Annotated in this window: 16 protein-coding genes; 7 read left to right on the forward strand and 9 right to left on the reverse strand. The window is 42.4% G+C overall.

Features of this window, described 5'->3' with window-relative positions:
* Positions 1–8: 8 nt before the first annotated feature.
* Both B5D26_RS08040 and B5D26_RS08045 read right to left on the reverse strand, forming a co-directional pair.
* Positions 9–1097 carry a glycosyltransferase gene (locus B5D26_RS08040; protein WP_078745214.1) on the reverse strand — a complete coding sequence of 363 codons (1089 nt, stop codon included), beginning with the start codon at positions 1095–1097 and terminating at the stop codon, positions 9–11.
* Positions 1094–2650, reverse strand: coding sequence for a GumC family protein (locus B5D26_RS08045; protein WP_078745215.1), 1557 nt, complete (start codon positions 2648–2650; stop codon positions 1094–1096). Before B5D26_RS08045 ends, B5D26_RS08040 begins: the two co-directional genes overlap by 4 nt.
* Positions 2651–3058: 408 nt before the next feature.
* Between B5D26_RS08045 and B5D26_RS08050 the strand changes: the two genes are divergently transcribed.
* Positions 3059–6616 carry a response regulator gene (locus B5D26_RS08050; protein ID WP_078745216.1) on the forward strand — a complete coding sequence of 1186 codons (3558 nt, stop codon included), beginning with the start codon at positions 3059–3061 and terminating at the stop codon, positions 6614–6616.
* Positions 6609–7493: a GGDEF domain-containing response regulator gene (locus tag B5D26_RS08055; protein ID WP_078745217.1), complete on the forward strand. Its 885-nt coding sequence runs from the start codon at positions 6609–6611 to the stop codon at positions 7491–7493. Before B5D26_RS08050 ends, B5D26_RS08055 begins: the two co-directional genes overlap by 8 nt.
* On the opposite strand, the gene B5D26_RS08060 is transcribed toward B5D26_RS08055, so the two are convergent.
* Entirely contained in the window at positions 7490–8143 is a 654-nt protein-coding gene (locus tag B5D26_RS08060; RefSeq protein WP_078745218.1) for a class I SAM-dependent methyltransferase, read from the reverse strand. The two genes, B5D26_RS08055 and B5D26_RS08060, sit on opposite strands and share 4 nt — an antisense overlap.
* Before the next feature lie 252 nt (positions 8144–8395).
* Here B5D26_RS08060 and B5D26_RS08065 point away from each other — a divergent pair, with 252 nt between their 5' ends.
* A complete protein-coding gene (locus tag B5D26_RS08065; protein WP_078745219.1) occupies positions 8396–8752 on the forward strand; it encodes a c-type cytochrome in 357 nt (118 codons plus the stop codon).
* 145 nt (positions 8753–8897) lie between these two features.
* Here B5D26_RS08065 and B5D26_RS16170 read toward each other — a convergent pair whose 3' ends face one another.
* The 3 genes from B5D26_RS16170 to B5D26_RS08075 form a co-directional block, all read right to left on the reverse strand.
* Positions 8898–9071, reverse strand: a complete 174-nt coding sequence (locus B5D26_RS16170; protein WP_159445619.1) for a hypothetical protein — start codon at positions 9069–9071, stop codon at positions 8898–8900.
* Between the two features lie 147 nt (positions 9072–9218).
* A complete protein-coding gene (gene rarD, locus B5D26_RS08070; RefSeq protein ID WP_078745220.1) occupies positions 9219–10088 on the reverse strand; it encodes an EamA family transporter RarD in 870 nt (289 codons plus the stop codon).
* Positions 10081–10602, reverse strand: a complete 522-nt coding sequence (locus tag B5D26_RS08075) for a transglutaminase-like cysteine peptidase (RefSeq protein ID WP_159445620.1) — start codon at positions 10600–10602, stop codon at positions 10081–10083. Before B5D26_RS08075 ends, rarD begins: the two co-directional genes overlap by 8 nt.
* 114 nt (positions 10603–10716) lie before the next feature.
* Here B5D26_RS08075 and B5D26_RS08080 point away from each other — a divergent pair, with 114 nt between their 5' ends.
* From B5D26_RS08080 to B5D26_RS16690, 3 genes are all read left to right on the forward strand, one after another.
* Positions 10717–11460 carry a DUF599 domain-containing protein gene (locus tag B5D26_RS08080; RefSeq protein WP_200810644.1) on the forward strand — a complete coding sequence of 248 codons (744 nt, stop codon included), beginning with the start codon at positions 10717–10719 and terminating at the stop codon, positions 11458–11460.
* 88 nt (positions 11461–11548) lie between these two features.
* On the forward strand, positions 11549–12079 hold the full coding sequence (locus tag B5D26_RS08085; RefSeq protein WP_078745222.1) for a PAS domain-containing protein: 531 nt from the start codon (positions 11549–11551) through the stop codon (positions 12077–12079).
* Between the two features lie 662 nt (positions 12080–12741).
* Positions 12742–13440 carry a methyl-accepting chemotaxis protein gene (locus B5D26_RS16690; protein ID WP_234985248.1) on the forward strand — a complete coding sequence of 233 codons (699 nt, stop codon included), beginning with the start codon at positions 12742–12744 and terminating at the stop codon, positions 13438–13440.
* Positions 13441–13597: 157 nt separating this feature from the next.
* On the opposite strand, the gene B5D26_RS08095 is transcribed toward B5D26_RS16690, so the two are convergent.
* Complete coding sequence (locus B5D26_RS08095) at positions 13598–15547, reverse strand: acetoacetate--CoA ligase (RefSeq protein WP_078745224.1); 1950 nt, start codon at positions 15545–15547, stop codon at positions 13598–13600.
* 180 nt (positions 15548–15727) lie between these two features.
* Here B5D26_RS08095 and B5D26_RS08100 point away from each other — a divergent pair, with 180 nt between their 5' ends.
* The gene (locus B5D26_RS08100) at positions 15728–16417 is read left to right on the forward strand and encodes a glycerophosphodiester phosphodiesterase (protein WP_078745225.1); all 690 of its coding nucleotides are present in this window, start codon (positions 15728–15730) and stop codon (positions 16415–16417) included.
* Positions 16418–16428: 11 nt separating this feature from the next.
* On the opposite strand, the gene B5D26_RS08105 is transcribed toward B5D26_RS08100, so the two are convergent.
* Entirely contained in the window at positions 16429–17175 is a 747-nt protein-coding gene (locus tag B5D26_RS08105; protein ID WP_234985245.1) for a 5-oxoprolinase subunit PxpA, read from the reverse strand.
* Positions 17176–17206: 31 nt separating this feature from the next.
* Positions 17207–17863, reverse strand: coding sequence for a DUF2959 domain-containing protein (locus B5D26_RS08110; protein WP_078745226.1), 657 nt, complete (start codon positions 17861–17863; stop codon positions 17207–17209).
* Positions 17864–17957: the final 94 nt, after the last annotated feature.

Raw genomic sequence — 17957 nt, forward strand, 5'->3', positions numbered from 1 at the left:
CAATAAGCTTAAGAGGAATGCTTGACCATTAATCGACGATATTGGCGCGCAACTTTCTTCAGATCATGGTGCTGTAGCACATACTCCCTTGGGCTTTGCATTTCGCTAATACAAAAGCGTTGTAATAGCTCAAGCACACCCTGTGCCAATGCCTTACTATCTTTACTGGGTACGAGTAACCCTGTTTTATTGCAGACCGCTTCTTTGCAGCCTCCTGTATCTGTAATCAAAACAGGTACGCCACAGGCCTGAGCTTCTAACGGGGATAGTGGCAACCCCTCTGCCTCAGAAGGCAAGCAGAATAGATCAATGGCGTGATAAAAATCGGTCATCGATTCTAAGTTACCCAAAAAATGTACGCGCTCTAAAATACCCAGCACTCTTGCTTCTGCCATCAGTTCGTTTTTCAGAGGGCCATCGCCTGCAAGTGCTAAATGAAGGTTTTGAGGTAGCTGCTGCATCGCTTCTAGCAGATAATGATGGCCTTTACCTTGAACTAAGCGAGCTGCACAGCCAATCAGCAGCTTGTTGTGTGGTAAATTGAGTTGTTGTCGAGCTTTGATATGGGCTCCAGGAACAAAACGCTGTGTGTCAATTCCATTAGGAATGACATGTAGTTTTTGTTGAGGATACAAGCCGCTCAAGACTTCGCCGACATGCTCCGCATCTGCCACCAAGTGTGGACGCACCATTTTCAGCAACCCTTGCTGTATCAGTTGACGCTTTTTACTTTGCTGTAAGTGCCAGCCATCATGCTCTGTATGTACAATGCTATTAATTTTTGCCCAACGTGCAGCTGTACCTGCATAGAATAGAGGCCCAATATGATGAGTATGTACAACGTCAGGTTTCAGCTGTTTAAACAGCTGCACAAGCTGCCAAATCAAGCCCGGTTGAGTACCTTGACTTTTGTTCATAAAAATCAGCTCGCAGTTTAAGCCATAGAGGCGTGACCAGCTGCGCACATTATGCTGGTAATGCCCCTCTAAACTGAGAATGATCACCTCATCACGTTCTTGATAAATGCGTTGTAGCTCTAACACCATGGTTTCTATACCACCGGGGGCTAAATGCTGAACCACTTGGATAATTTTCATTGTAGCTCTCCTTCCAATACCGGAGGTGATGATGGATCAGAATCCGAACTTAAAGAGCTGTCTAGATCAAGGCCAGACAAGTCAAGCACGTAACTGGATTCTGTAACCTTAGGCAGTCTTGCAAGTACTGGCACGCCAGCAATCGCTTGTACCGCTTGCACATAGCGCAAGCGGGAGTCGGTGAGTTCTTTTAAGAGAGCAATACCTACGCCTATAGCTAAACCTGCCACGCAACCTGCCATAACAAAAATCAAAGTAGGCAAATTACTAGGAGCGCCAGGGATAAAAGGCTCATCTATGACTTTGATTCGATTAGGTTGCTCGTAAGCCCCCAAAGCCCCTGTGATTTTGGCGCGCTCGTAACGATCTAAAAGCTCTTGGTAGACTTTCTTTTGTACATCTAAGTCTCGGCTTAAGCGTAATAAGTTTTGTTCTATATCCCCGCTTGATTGGATCAAATTGAGCATCTCTTGCTGTTGCTGCTGTAACTGAGTTAGCTCAGTTTGTAAGCGCATATAGCGAGCACGGGCATTTTCAATTTCATCAACTTGCTGAAAAATCAGGCTGCTATTATTTGGTTGCTCCACGCCTTTAAGCCCTGTAAGGATCTCTCCTTGAGCGGAGGCTTGCCATAGACGTTCTAATGCATCCAAACTATCAACTTGCTCTGTAAGCTGCTGTAACTCTCTATGCTCTAGTTCTAACTGGTGTAACTTATTTTGCAGCGTCATTACCTTACTGTGACGATCGGTATAACGGGCTTGCAGGCTGACCAATTCGCTACGCAAATCAATCATCTGCTTTTCTAAGGCGCCCACAATAGGATTAGTACGTATTAAGTGGGTGTGAAGGGACTCTAAGGCTGCTTTTTGTCCTGCCAAATCAACGCTTTTTTCTGCAATTAACTGTTTAATACTCCCTAGCTCTGAAATATTAGCGTTGAGCAAACTGGGAAGTTGCAACGCATGTTGAGACCTGAAGTTTGAAAGAGCTGCTTCAGACTGATCAAGCAACTTGCGTTGACGCTCAATCTGCGCCAATAAGAACTGTTCAGAATTACTCACGGAGCTACGTTCAGGTGCTAACAGTTGATCAATAAAAACCTCTCGCACTTGTAATAACATCTTATCCATGCCAGCTTGCTGGCGGCTTCTATAATGCAAGCTAATAAGATCGGAGCCGTGTAAAGAGACTTTGAGTTGGCCAGATAAACGGCGAATGACACGCTCTCGCTCTTGATCAGAGGCTTCTGTAGATAAGAGTGATTGATCTTCCGCCACTTGCTGTAGAATATGGCGGCTGTGGAGCAGTGTTTCTAATGCTTTGATCCGCTGCTGAATTTGGGTTTGTACAGATAGGTCTTCTAAAAAAGGATTAAGCTTGGCACTTTCTTGAATCAGAAAAGAGGTGTGGCTGTCATAAACCTTAGCCGACATCATCCCTATAGCCAAACCGATAAAAGGCATGACTAAAGGAGGGAGCACTATCATATAACGGTGCCGCCATGCTGCGGATAAAATCTGATAAAATCGGGCCTGCACTGCTAACTTCATAACTTGCTCCCTAGAGCGAACCCATAATCGTATTGCATTTTGCAAAGGATGCTCAGGTTACATTTAAGGTGTTATTGAAGCACAGCAGGCTTTGTGCCATTTTGTACTTTGTTTTAAAGATACTTGTAACGCATTGATTTATAGATTTTTTCTGATTCACGAAAGCGTTGATCAGCCAGTAATCAGAAAATACTAATATTTGCAAAATGCAAACACAGCACTGCCTATATCCAAAATATATACAATACAACCAATCAGTGTGAGGCAAGTTCCACTATTATCAAAAGACTGGATTTAGCTTAGGTTTTGCAAACTTAAAAATTGGTGTAAGAGCAGATGACGTAGGAACTTATCATCACAAACTCATTCGCCAGCGCTATTGCTAACAAGGATATCAATGGGGTCGATATGCGCTTATTGTCAAAAATTACTTTTATTAGCTCTACTACCATATTTTTTATTGCAGGTATTTCGGCTATTTTTCTGCTGGATGCAATCAAATCTCAGCTGTTATCACTGGCGTCTAATGCCTACCAACATACTGTAATTAAAGAAATTATTTCAAGCTTAAGCATACAACTCTGGGGGGCGGTTATCCTCGGTGTGCTGATAACTACTTTAATTTGGTTCTTTGTGCTGCAACATTACTTAGTGCGTCGCTTGAAGTTGTTGCATAAAAGTGTAGATGCAATAGGCAATGGCGCTTTGTCTACTCGTGTTGTGTCAACTAATACTGATGAAGTTGGCGACTTAGGCCGTGCCATTAATCATATGGCTGAGACACTAGAACACTCGCTGATCTCCAAAAAGACTTTAGACCTTGAGATGAAAAAGCGTCAAAAGGTACTGTCCGACTTAGCCGAACAGAAATTTGCCTTAGATAAACACGCCATTGTTGCTGTAACCGACATACAAGGCACCATCACCTACGTCAATGAGCGGTTCTGTTTGATCAGTGGCTACTCTGAAGAGGAGCTCATCGGACAAAACCATAGAATGCTTAATTCAGGCACACATAGTAAAACCTTCTTTCGCGAGATGTATCGCTGTATTGCCAAAGGAGAAGTCTGGAGTGGCGAGCTTTGTAATCGCGCTAAAGATCGCCGCTTGTATTGGGTTGACACCACTATCGTTCCTTTAAAAGGCGAAAATGGCAAGCCTAGAAGTTATATTGCGATTCGAGCGGATATTACGGAACGCAAAAATGCTGAAATAGCTTTAGCAGAAAGTTCTCGCAAACTTGAACTTATCATCAGCAGCACCGAAGTAGGGGTTTGGGATTGGGATATTGAAACAGGCACCGTTGACTTCAATGAGCGCTGGGCAGAAATAGTGGGCTACAAACTTGAAGAATTGCAACCCACAACAATTAATACATGGACGCAGCTGGCTCATCCGGATGAGCTTGTAGAGTCAGAAAAGCGCTTAAACGATCATTGGAACAACCTTACTGACCATTATAGTTTTGAAGCCAGAATGAAGCATAAGAATGGCCAATGGGTGTGGGTTTTGGATACCGGTAAGGTTGTTGAGTGGCTTGCTGATGGCAAACCAAAACGGATGATTGGCACTCATCTAGATATTACCGAGCGAAAATACCAAGAGCTTGCAAGCCAAGCGGCACAAGTAGCGCTAGAACAAGCTAAAGAAGCCGCTGAAAAAGCCGCAAATGCAAAAGGCGAATTCTTAGCCAGTATGAGCCACGAAATTCGCACCCCTATGAATGGTGTTTTGGGTATGTTAGAGCTATTACAGAACAGCTCTCTTAGCCAAGACCAACGCCGCAAGGTTGATATTGCACAATCTAGTGCACAATCTCTTCTTACACTGATTAATGATATTTTAGATTACTCAAAAGTTGATGCCGGAAAACTAGAGCTAGAATCGATTGATTTTGACCTTTTGAATATGATGAGTGAATTTGCTGAAGGCATGGCATATCAAGCTCAGAAAAAACACCTAGAGCTGGTACTAGATATGAGCGAAGTACAATACTCTATTGTACGAGGTGACGCGGCTAGACTACGCCAAATTCTAACCAACTTAGTAGGCAATGCGATTAAATTTACCGACCAAGGCGATGTGGTAATCAAAGGCAAGCTAGCGGAGCTTAATGAACATCAATGGCGTTTTAGCTGCGCTATTATTGACACAGGTATCGGTATCCCTGATGAAAACTTGAAAAGCCTCTTCCAATCTTTCAGCCAGCTAGATGCCAGTACAACACGTAAATACGGCGGAACAGGGTTAGGGTTGGCTATTGTTAAAAAGCTCTGTGAGTTAATGGGGGGCAAAGTGACGGTGTCAAGCGTGCCTAAGTTTGGCAGTTGTTTTGAAATTGAAATTCTATTAGGCAAAAGTGAGCAAGAGAAGAAAATCGAGCCTGCCAAAGGGCTTGAAGGCCTTAATGTGCTTATCGTTGATGATAACAGCATGAATAGAGAGGTCATGCAAAGCCAGCTACGTATTTGGGGGATTTCAGCTTCCGTGGCAGCAAACGCTGAGCTGGCTTGGCAAACGGCAGAAGCACAGTTACAAAAAAGTGCAGATGATTGTTTTGATATTGTTTTTATTGATATCCATCTTCCCGATCTTGAAGGGGTTGCTTTAGGCTCTAAATTTAAAAGTGATCCTAGATTTAAAGGTGTAAAGGTGGTCATGATGACCAATATTACGCAACAAAATCAGTCTCAACTGTTTGCTGATTTAGGCTTCAGTGCTTATTGTCAAAAGCCTATTACGGTTTCAGATCTATTCGATACACTGGCTATTGCGACTCACGACGATAACATGAGTAACCTAGTCCTTAAATCAGAGAACAACTATTTGCAAAAAACGCTTTCCCATAGCGGTTTTGACCTGAAACAATTAAAAAAAACTTGGCCAAAAGAGGCACGTGTACTTTTAGTTGAAGATAATGATATTAACCAAATGGTAGCAACAGGGATTTTACAAGAGCTGGGATTGCAGGTTGATGTCGCATCTAATGGCGAGGAGGCATTGGCCTTTTTAAGGCATCACCTAGAGCCAGCCTACCATCTAGTGTTTATGGATTGTCAAATGCCTAAAATGGATGGCTATGAGGCATCAAGGCAGATTAGGGCAGGGCAAGCAGGTGAGAAAAATAAAGAGATTGCGATAATAGCCATGACGGCCAATGCCATGACGGGAGATAAAGAAAAGTGCCTTGCTTCAGGTATGAATGACTACCTGTCCAAACCCCTAGTGGTTGGTGACATAGTAAGTAAGCTCAATCTTTATCTGACAGGTGACAAATTATCCAAAACCACCACCTCAAGTAATACTACAGTGATACCAAGCCTAGAGCAGAGATTAGACAACGATCATGAGGCAGACTGGCAGTCTTTAGAGGCTTGGCAGGTAGAGGAAATGTTACACCGAATGATGGGGATAGAGTCCTCTATTATCCAGCTATTAAAAACATTTTTACGAAACTTACCTGAACAATTAAGTCAGCTTCAATCTGCTGTGAAGCAACAAAATTGGGCCGAACTCTGTCATCAAGCACATGCTCTGAAGGGAGCCGCCGCCAACTTAAGTGCAAAGAGATTAAGCTATTTATCAGCAAAGTTAGAGCGGGCAGGTAAAAAGCAAGATGTCGATGCACTATCTATATGGTTTGAGCCTTTTACCAATAGCGCCAAAGAGCTACAAAGCTTAATAGAGCAATATTTGCTTAATATAGATAGCTCCGATGCAAACGCTGTAACATTGAACCTGAGTGAGTTTAGATCTTGTATCAACCAACTCAGACAACAGCTAGAGGCAAGTGAGTACATTGATGTAACAGAGCTTGATCGACTTAATATTTCTTGGTTGTCTGCTGAGTCGCAGGCAACCGTCCAGCAATTAATAGCGCAAATATCGGAGTTCGATGAAGCGGGTGCCTTATCCACACTTGATGCGCTCGTCAAGATTATCTCTCAGGAGCAGCCAAATGAATGAAAAAGCTACTGTTCTGGTCGTTGATGACTCCGCGACTAACATTCAAGTGCTTGCCGGAATCTTAAAGAATGACTACTTGGTAAAAGTCGCCAATTCAGGTCAACGCTGCTTAGATATTTTAACCGCAGGGCCACTACCAGATTTGCTGCTCTTAGATATTGATATGCCTGATATGGATGGTTATGAAGTGTGTCGCAGGGTGAAGGCAGATTCTGACATGTCGAAAATACCTATTATCTTTGTGACAGGTATGGACAGTGATGACAATGAGGAATACGGCCTGACATTAGGAGCTGTTGATTACATTACAAAGCCAATTAGGCCTGCAATTGTACAAGCTAGGGTAAAAACCCAAGTGATGTTAAAAAAGCAAAGTGATAAGTTAACGTTCTTAGCCTTTCATGATCAACTGACCAGTGTTTACAACCGCTACTTTATGCTGGAAGTGGCAGGACAGAAAGTGGCTCGCACGCTACGTGATGGCCACTCATTATCATTGTTACTGCTTGATATTGATCATTTTAAGCAAGTCAATGATCAGCATGGACACTTAGTGGGCGACCAAGTATTAGTGGCTATGGCTCAAAAACTAATGGAGTTTAACCGTAAAGATGACCTTGTTGCCCGCTTTGGTGGTGAGGAGTTTATTGTTCTACTCGACTTCTGTGATAAAGACAGTGCGGTAAAAAAAGCAGAAATATTACGACAGGCTATTGAGGATTTAATGCCAGCAGGATTAAAAGTAACTGTTAGTATCGGTATTGCTGAGCTGAGAAGTGGAAAAGAGAGCTTTAATGATATGCTAAAACGTGCCGATTCCGCACTTTACCAAGCAAAAGAGCAAGGCCGAAATCGGGTGGTAGTAGCGATTGATTAACGCTGATAGCTTAGTATTTGACCTTTAAAAGGCTTGTTTAAATATAGCTCGGTGCCTTCAGGTTTCTGTTGTTGATGATTAAAGCCAAATTTAACCATCTGTTTGCTGAACCGGGCGTGATGACCGCGCCCGGGATCAATCATAATCACTTCACAACTAGGTTTTGCATGTTGTTCCACAAATGCAGCTAGCAGCTCAACATGCTCATGCTCATACAATAGATCACTTCCAATAATGAGATCAAATAAACCAATGCCACTATCGGCATCCTCCCACCCCGTCCGTATAAATGGAATATCTTTACCTTGGTTAAGCATGGTATTAATTGATAAAAAGTTTCCTGCTTCGGGATGATAATCTGTCGCCGTAATATCAGCTTCACGGTGATTTAAGACGAGGCTTGAAAGCCCGATACCGCATCCTACCTCCAAGATTCGCTTTCCCTTTATCTGATGCTTGTACATCAAATGCGCCAGCACATTGCCTGAATCCCAAACAATACCAAAGATAGGCCAAGAAGCTGATGAAATACCTAGGCTTTCCGCCTCCCCCTGAGGGTCTGAGAATTGCTGATTATCTCTTAAAGTTCGTAGGTGGATATCGGTTTGACCAAATTCAATAGTTTGGTAACGCACTCGAATATCTGACATGAAAAGCCTTATAGCTGCTGTAGTTTATAATAAACGCAGCAGACCAACATAAAATCAAATAGCTACGCGAAGGCCGTGAACTCTACGCGGATTGCCAGCAACTAGCGAGAAATGCTTCTGTTTTTCTAGGCAAAATACTTATTTTACACTAAAGTCTATCTATAGAGGGGCATGAAAACCGAGCCAATAAAAGCTGATAAAAATAAGCTCGTTGAGCCAGCAGTAACGCCTAAATCTGTAAAGGGGTGAGATGTGAAAACAGTAACTCAGATAAAGGCGCTGAAAACTTTTCTTGTAGTATTGACCGTGACATTGATCTCAGGCTGCCTCTATAAGGATGAGCCACCAGCAGCAATGGCAACTGGTAAAGATATGTACCAAGATTATTGTGCAGGCTGCCATCGGCCAAGTGGTGTAGGTAAGTTTTTTTTGGGTATACCTGCAAGTATTAGTGCCGAGTTATCGAGGGCTGATACAGTGCGCTTGATTCGTGAGGGTGATCCTAGGTACCCGCGTATGCCTGTGTTCCCACAGATCAAATTCAGCCAAGCTCAAAAGATCTATGATCATTTGGAGGATCTAAGAGAGCGCCATATGCTAAACCAGTAATATTTGGATTAGGCATGCTTTAATTATTTAAATCTAAGACCGCCATTGAGAATCTAAAAAGCCGCTAATATTGTGAAGCACTGCTTATCGAACTGAGTGTTTCAAATTTAGCGGCTTTTATTTTTGCTCAGTTTAAACCTGGCAATTACAGCGATGGGTTAACAACCGCAGCTTCCCAAGCTTTAAACACTACGCCTAAGCCTGAAACTAATGCGACTGCAGGTAGTACAACCTGAGAAGCCACTGCTGCTAGGGCTGCTATCACAGCTATGCCAGCAGTCATGCCAGTATTGATAAGAAGGTCAGATGAGCGAACCATAGCCAGTCTCCAAAAGTGTTACTATATTCTACGCATAGTAACACTTTTGATGCGTCGCAGCAAACAAAATACAATTCTAATGTAGCGAAAGTCTTTGATGACTACTGCGTATAAAGAAAAATAGAGTTACTGAAGCACAGTATAGCTTTAAACCCTTTGCCTGCTATTTTGGTACAAATCGTAACAGAATATCAAAACTGCAAGCCATATCAGTGCAAAGCTGAATAGCTGTTGCAGCTCAAAACCTTCTTTAAAGATAAAAATAGCTGTAATGAACTGCATGATTGGGTTGATATACATAATGAAGCCAATCACAGAGAGAGGCAGCTTTCGAGCGGCAGCAGAGAACAGTAATAATGGAACCGCCGTTACAATCCCTGATAAGGCCAGATAAAAACCTATGCTATTAACAGGGTAAGGCTGCAACCCAGGTGATTGCTGTAACGCAAGGTAAGCCAAAGCAGGTAACAAAAGCCATCCAGTTTCCATTAACAGGCCGTTGAGTGCTTCAAAAGGTGCTTGTTTACGTACTAAGCCATACAAGCCAAAACTAAGCGCCAATAGCAAGGAGATCCAAGGTAAGCTCTGTATTCGCAAAACTTCAATTAAAATAGCAATGATTGCTAATGCAATAGAGATCGCTTGGCGGCGACTGATGTGCTCTTGCAATATAAAACGCGCCAGAAACACACTCACAATCGGCGTTAAAAAGTAGCCTAGGCTTGATTGAATCACCTGCCCATTGTTAACCGCATACACAAAGACTAACCAGTTGGTTGAGATTAACAAAGCTGCAATAAACGACCAAAGCAGAGCCTTCTTTGAAAATACTTTTTTCAAAGATTGCCACTGTCCTAAGCCTAGTAACAAGAGGCTGCAAAAAAGAAATGACCAGAAAATACGAGCCGAAATAACTTCCAGTGGCGCAACAGAGCTGACTAATGAAAACAGAAGCGGAAAACAGCCCCAAATCAAATAAGCTAAAATCCCTGTGCTAAGCGAGCGAAGATTAATCATATAGTTCCTTTGAACTTTGTTTCTCAGCTTTCTTTAAAGTCTTCTGCCAGCCCCGTAAAGATACTAACTCTGCACGAGTCAGACGAACCTCAGGAGAAAAGAGTTGATAGCTATTGGCTGTAAACTCAATAACAGGGGATAAGTCTTGGCGCAAATTCATAGTGCTGAGATTATTTGTAAGGCTGTCCAGCAATAAATTACTGGGTTTATGCAATAACGCAATGTGTGCAACTTTATCTGGCTCGCGTAAGGCATAAATAAAACTAAAACTTTTAGTATGGCTGCCACTGGCTAAAAAAGTTTGGTATTTGCCCAGTGCAAAATCTTCACAATCGCCCTGTTTAGAATTTAAAGTTTCTGATAATGACTGCCAGCGATCATTTAACTCTGCCCGATAGCGAACTTGCTCGTTGAAATAGCGGTTCACAAGATCAAGCTGTTGTTCCAGTTCTGTTCGCTGAACCTTATCAACCAGTTCTTGCCAAGATTGCCCCATTGCAAAAAATGGGGTCAAGAGCAGCAGTAGGCCACATAGGTATGATTTCAAGGGGATATGCTCTAAAAAATTGTATTATAATACATTAGTCTTACAACTGTGCTTTTCTTTATTAATCAAGGTGTAACTGAATTGTTATCATTTAGTCAACTGATCAGTCTGTCTCTTTTAGATGTGATTGCCTTTAGCTGGTTCGTATTTTGGTGGACGGTCTATTACTTTTATTCTAAACGTTCGCTATCAGGAAAAGTCTGTCTGGCTCGCGTTATGCATCAATACAGAGCAGATTGGATGGTGCGATTGCTAGAGCGTGAAGTTCGAATTGCCGATACAACAATTATGACGCACTTGGAGCGTAATGGTGCCTTCTTTGCTTCAAGTACGTTACTGATTTTGGCTGCACTTTTCACCATGTTAGGTGCAACAGATCAAGCTATTCAGATTATGTCTCAGCTACCATTTTCTGGAACAGACACTCAGCTAGAGTGGGAGCTGAAAGTTTTACTTTTAATTGCGATCTTTGTATACGCATTTTTCACCTTTACTTGGTCTATGCGTCAGTACAACTTTTGCGCAATTATGATCGGTGCAGCACCACAACCAACTGATGAAAATGTCACTCCAAAATCAAGAAAAGCTTATGCAGAACACACAGCTGACCTTATCGATTTAGCAGCGAATCAGTTTAATTACGGATTGCGCGCTTACTACTTTGGTTTGGCAGTACTCTGTTGGTTTTGGCATCCATATGTTTTTATGGTGGCGACAGTTTTAGTAGTAATGGTGCTATATCGCCGAGAGTTTCATTCTAAAACATTACGTGCACTTATCGCAGCTAGAGACGCAAATGTAATATTTAAAGGTATAATCCGTTAAATATAGAGACAATATTGATCTGCATCATTTGATTTTATTGTTTTAGTAGCATTATGGAGCACTCGCCTGCGACTAAGGAACAATAAAAATGCTGGCACATAATATTTATAAGAATTCCCAAGAAATATTACTTGAAGCTGATGATCTTATTATCTCAAAAACAGATACTCGCGGTCATATCACCTATGCGAATAGAACGTTTCTGAGAATAGCTGACTATCAAGAAGAAGAGGTTCTAAATAAACCTCATAACTTAATCCGACATCCTGACATGCCCCGTGGCGTATTTCGTTTTCTATGGCAAGAGTTACGAAAGGGGCATGAATTTTTTGGTTTTGTAAAAAATTACACTTCTGGAGGGGATTATTACTGGGTTTTTGCCAATATTACCCCTGATTTTGATGCCAGCGGCCACCTAAAGGGGTATTTTTCTGTTCGACGCCGCCCGAGCCGAGCCGCTATAGACACGTTAATCCCCATTTACAACACCATGTTAGAGATTGAATCTAGAGCAAACAGTCAATCAGCGGCCGATCATTCTTTGGCTTACTTAGTGCAATTGCTTGAGTCTAAATCTGTAAGCTATGATCGTTTTGTAATGACGCTTCAAGCAATGTAATAGCACTCCTTACAATAGAGAACGCAAATATGCCTATCAAGTACAAGCTAATGTTTGGTTTGTTGGTTATAGCGACTATGTTTGCTACCGCTAGCGCTATATACCGTGATGTTTTCACAGTAGAGTTAGCGGTTATTTTAAGCTCTTTCTTCGCACTTTTTTTTATATCAAGGTTCTATTTTAAGCCTTTTAAATTAGCATTAGATCAATTGATATCAATATTAAAAAAGGCTAAAAAAGGTGAGTTGCACCATAGAATAACTCATACCATACAACTCAGAGAAGTAGCCTCATCTGCTTGGGCGGTTAATGAGTTTTTAGATTTTGTTGAAACTTATTTCAAAGAAGTAAAGCTTTGTTTTCAAAGAGTTAATCAGAGTGATTTTAGCAGGGAGGCTAGAGGGACTGGTTTACCTGGTGATTTTGCTAATTCTTTAGATGCGATTAACAACGCCATTATCGCCATAAAAGACAACCAGAGTTACACCGAACAAAATGCTGTTACGGCTCAACTTCATGATATTAATATCCAACATCTACGCTCAGATCTACATAATAGCGAGCATGAGCTAAACCAGATTCAGCATGTAGTGATAGCGGTTGATGAAATAGCGAAAGCCAACTGCACACAAGCACAGCAGAGTCATTTGGCAATCAATGATATGACTCAGGCAATGCGCCAAACAACGGATAATATTTCGACCCTACGGGTAAAAACTCAAAGCCTAAATGAAGCCAGCGCATCTGTTGAACGTGCGTTAAAGTTAATTACCGATATTGCAGATCAAACCAATTTATTGGCGTTGAACGCCTCTGTAGAAGCTGCAAGGGCAGGTGAATCAGGTCGTGGTTTTGCTGTAGTAGCAGACGAGGTAAAAAACCTATCGACTCGCACCAAAGATACGGCCGCTGAAGTTGGCAACATAGTGGCATCCTTACGTAAGCAAGTCGCAGAAATAAGCAGCTGTACAGAGGAAAACCAGACTCTAGGGTTTAAGGTTGCCAGTCAACTAGATGACTTTTTAACTTTATTTTCAACACTTGAGCAAAATGCTGAGCAAACTTCTGCCCGTGTGGCTGAAGCGGTTGGCTATGCGGGGTCTGCAATGAGCCGTATTGCTCATGTGATTTATAAACAAAATATTTATGCTGCACTTGAAGAGATAATTAAAGGCCAAACAACTACAGTATCGTTAGATGAAGACGAAACCAATATCCAGCTGGATTCGCGATATGAAGCACTGCATGAGGAGTTCTCACAACTGATTGATCGTTATCTTACAAAGCAGTTGAGTGACGCAGATTTGATTAAGGGTCTAGAGCGCTTAGAGTCAAATAGCAATCGTTTGATGCAAGGATAAACTGAGAACAAGTTGGCAAGGCTGGACAGCATCGTTGATCTAATGCTTTGTGGGGAATCAAATATTTTAGCGACCTTCCTTTCAAGCTACACCGAAATAAAATTGAGGGTCGCTTACTAAAGTAAGTGGCCCTCAATCAATATAGCCAAGCTAACGTTTAGCTTTGTAACGCTTCTAGATTTTCATACAATTTTAGAGCCTCAGGGTTAGCCAATGCATCCGTATTTTTCACTGGACGATTCAGCACAACATTACGCACTGCTAGCTCTACAATTTTACCGCTGATGGTGCGAGGAATATCACTAACCTGAATAATCTTAGCAGGTACATGACGTGGCGTAGTATTAGCTCGAATGGTGTCACGGATCTCTTTCTCAATATCAGCATTGAGATCAAAGCCCTCTTTCATGCGTACAAACAGCACAACACGAACATCATCGTCCCAGTCTTGACCAATACAGATGCTTTCCATCACTTGATCAACTTTCTCAACCTGACGGTAAATTTCTGCAGTACCGATACGCACACCACCTGGATTTAGTACAGCGTCAGAGCGGCCATGAATAATTAAGCCACCATGTTCTGTGATCTCGGCATAATCACCATGCGCCCAAACATTGTCGAAACTAGCAAAGTAAGCATCATGGTACTTTTCACCATTAGGGTCGTTCCAAAAACCAATAGGCATAGACGGAAATGGTTTAGTACACACTAACTCGCCTTTGTCTTGGCGTAAGCTATTGCCATTATCATCAAAGATGTCAACGGCCATTGCTAAACCTCTGCACTGTAGCTCCCCCGCATAAACAGGCAGTGTTGGGCTGCCAAGAGCGAAGCAGGAAACAATATCCGTACCACCAGAGATTGATGATAGGCACAGGTCTGTTTTTATATCGCGGTAGACATATTCAAAGCTTTCATGGGCAAGTGGAGAGCCTGTAGATAGGATCGCTTTTAAACGCTCAAGATTGTGCGTCTCTCTAGGCTTAACACCGACCTTCTCAAGTGCTGCAATATATTTGGCTGAAGTGCCAAAAATACTAATACCCTCTTCCTCTGCAATATTCCAAAGAATATTAGGGCGTGGGTGGAAAGGCGAGCCGTCATAGAGTAATACGGTGCAACCTGTTGCTAAACCAGTCACCAACCAGTTCCACATCATCCAGCCACAGGTCGTATAATAGAACAGCACGTCGTCACGCTTAACATCGGTATGTAAAAGGTGTTCTTTCAAATGCTGTAATAGGGTGCCGCCAACCGAGTGCACGATACATTTTGGTACACCAGTTGTACCTGATGAGTACATGATGTATAGCGGATGATCAAACTCAACCCGTACAAAGTCAATTTCAGTTGCGTTTGCATCAATAAAATCAGCAAGATGCACGCCGCCTCGAATCATGCTGATATCTGCTCGCTCTTCAACGAACGGTATTACAACAACTTGTTCAATATCAGGCAGTTGCTCAAGAATACCTTCTACACGCTCTAACGAATTCAGTGTTTTCTTGCTATAGAAGTAGCCATCTGTAGTAAATAGCACTTTTGGTTTGATCTGGCCAAAACGGTCTAGCACACCATTAATGCCAAAATCAGGAGAACACGACGACCATACAGCGCCAAGACTCGTCGTGGCTAACATTGCCACCAATGTCTCAATACAGTTGGGCACAAAACCTGCCACACGGTCACCTTTTTGTACGCCGGCACGTTTTAAGCCAGCTGCAACTTGTGCCACCTGAACATACAATTCGGCATAAGTTAAGGCTGAACGCTGACCTTTTTCACCACGGAAAACTAATGCAGTTTGGTCGTCACGGAAACGCAGCAAGTTTTCGGCAAAATTTACTTTGCTATTAGGAAACCAGCGAGCGCCCGGCATTTTGTTTGGGTTTTCTAAGACTACTTCACTTTTCTTATCAGCGATAACCTCTGCATAGTCCCACAGCTCAGACCAGAAATCTTCAATATGATCAATGCTCCACTGGTGTAGATCTGCATAAACCTCTAGTGAAAGTCCAAAACGCTGGTTTACTTGCTTAGTAAATTGATCAATATTACTGGCTTGGATTCGAGATTGGCTTGGTTGCCATAATGGCGCAGTCATCAGCGGCTCCTTCAAAATTCTGCTTAATGCTATTTGTCGCATTTAATTATTGTGATTTTGCGTTAAATACAGCGGATGATTGTAAACAAGTCGCTGCACTAAAGTCTTGTAGTTATAGTGATAATGTACTTCAAGTTTACGTTAACGTAAAGGTTAGGCTAGAGAGATAAGGACAAATATATGCGTTTTTTTGCCCATAGAGGTGCAATGGCCGATGCTCCAGAAAATACGCTTTTAGCGATTGAGTTAGCAATTCGATCAGGCGCAAAATGGATTGAAATAGACATTATCGCCCATCAAGGTAACTTGCTGGTTATTCACGACTTAACCTTAGATCGCACCACTAATGGAAGTGGATGGGTTAAAGATCACACTATGGCACAACTGATGCGATTTGATGCAGGAATGGGGCAGCGTATTCCACTGCTTGAGGAGGTGCTCAACCTTGTTGCTGGCCGTGTGTCTCTCAATATCGAGTTAAAAAGTAAAGGTTGTGCGGGCTTGTTGGCCGTATTACTGACAAAGCCGATATTCTCTGCACTTAAGCCAGACTTACTTGTATCATCTTTCGATCACAATGAACTGTTACTCTTTCAAAAGAGCTGTCCTGATGTAGACCTAGGGCTTCTGGTATATGGTGTGCCCCTTTCCCTAAATGCAGCGATAGGCGTACTTAAAATACGCTCACTGCATATTTCAGCAGAGTTTATAGATGAGCCACTGATTAAAGAGGCAAAAGCTAAAGGATTGGAAGTTTATATTTATACCGTCAATGAAATAAGCCACCTAAATAATTTAAAGCACCTACCTATTGACGGTGTTTTCACAGATCATAGCCAGCTTTGGTTAGGCTATTATAAAATTCAATGATTATTTGCAGTTTAAGATGTGATTCGACTGCATAATTCCGCAATACTAGCGGCATGCGCTCCATCACCATGTATGCATAGTGTGTCAGCCGCAATAGGTATCACTTTGCCTGAAAAGCTGGTGACAGTGCCCTGCTCAACAATTTGCCTAACTTGTTGCTCTATTTGAGACAGACTCTGATGTACAGCTCCTTCGATTGTACGGGCGACTAAACGGCCCTCATCGTCATAGGCGCGATCGGCGAATACTTCAAACAATATTGAAATGCCCATGCTGTCTGCCTGTTTTTGGATCTGCTCTGCTTCAGGAGTTGCCATTAACACCAGAGGTAGATGTGGGCAGTAATCTTTTAGACTTTGCATAACCGTCATAAGGGTCGCATTATCGATCATCATTTTGTTATACAGTGCACCATGGGGTTTTACGTATGACAAAGTGGTGTTATTCGATTCACAAATCCCCTGCAAGGCTGCAATTTGGTAAATGAGTGCGCTGTGCAGTTCATCGGAAGAGAGTTGCATCTCTCTTCGGCCAAAGCCTACCAAGTCTGGGTAGCTGGGATGTGCGCCAATACTGACTTGATGCTGTAGTGCTAGCTGCACGGTTCTGTGCATTGTCAGTGGGTCAGACGCGTGAAAACCGCAAGCGATACTGGCCATATCAATATAAGGCATAACCTCTGCATCAGCACCCATAGTCCAAGCACCAAAGCTTTCACCCATATCACAGTTCAGTTTAATTCGTTTGCGATTATTCACGATTATCCTCTATATCGAAACAGTTACACTGTTAGCCATTGCTTTTCATGTTAGCGATAAAACGATCAGACTCCTGAATGGCGCTTTGCATCTCTTTGATCATCAAGTCTACATCTTGGCGGATGCTATTCAGTTCACCTTTTAGTGACCCAATCGCTTTAGCATTTAAATTATGCTTTAGATACAGCACGTTATCATTTAATGCAGCAAGCACTGGTGCCATACGTGATTCTGCACGCTTCATCGCTTTAATTAAACTTTGATAGCGACTGCGAGTATCTTTGAGCTGCCGTTCACTTTGGCGGCGCAAGCTTGCACTAGAGTAAAGCGCTAACTCTGCTTGCCACTCTTCAAACAGTGCCTCGGCCACATCTTCTACTTTTTCAATGCGTGAGCTGACCGCTTTAGCCGCCGACTCACTGTCGTCGTACTCTGCTTTTAACTTATCGTATAGAGTTTCTAACTCGCCACCATCAAAACTAACAACTGCACGATATTGCTCTAGAGCATCTTTAAACTGGGTCTGAGCCTCTTGCTGAGCCTCTTTGGCACTGTCGACCCTATCAACTAAAATATCGCGTTTGTGTACACCTACCTGCTCCATTGCAGAGTAATAAGTGCTTTGACAACCTGACAATAGGCCAGACAATAGAACTGTTGCTAAACCAAGCCGAAGAATATTTTTCAAACCATCATTCCTTATTAAGGGCAAAATATGAGTCGCATTGCACCACAATCAGTAGAAAAAGTGCAAATCGAAGGGCGTTAAGCTGAAACTAAGC

Source organism: Oceanospirillum multiglobuliferum, from assembly GCF_900167095.1.
GTDB classification, from domain to species: domain Bacteria; phylum Pseudomonadota; class Gammaproteobacteria; order Pseudomonadales; family Halomonadaceae; genus Oceanospirillum; species Oceanospirillum multiglobuliferum.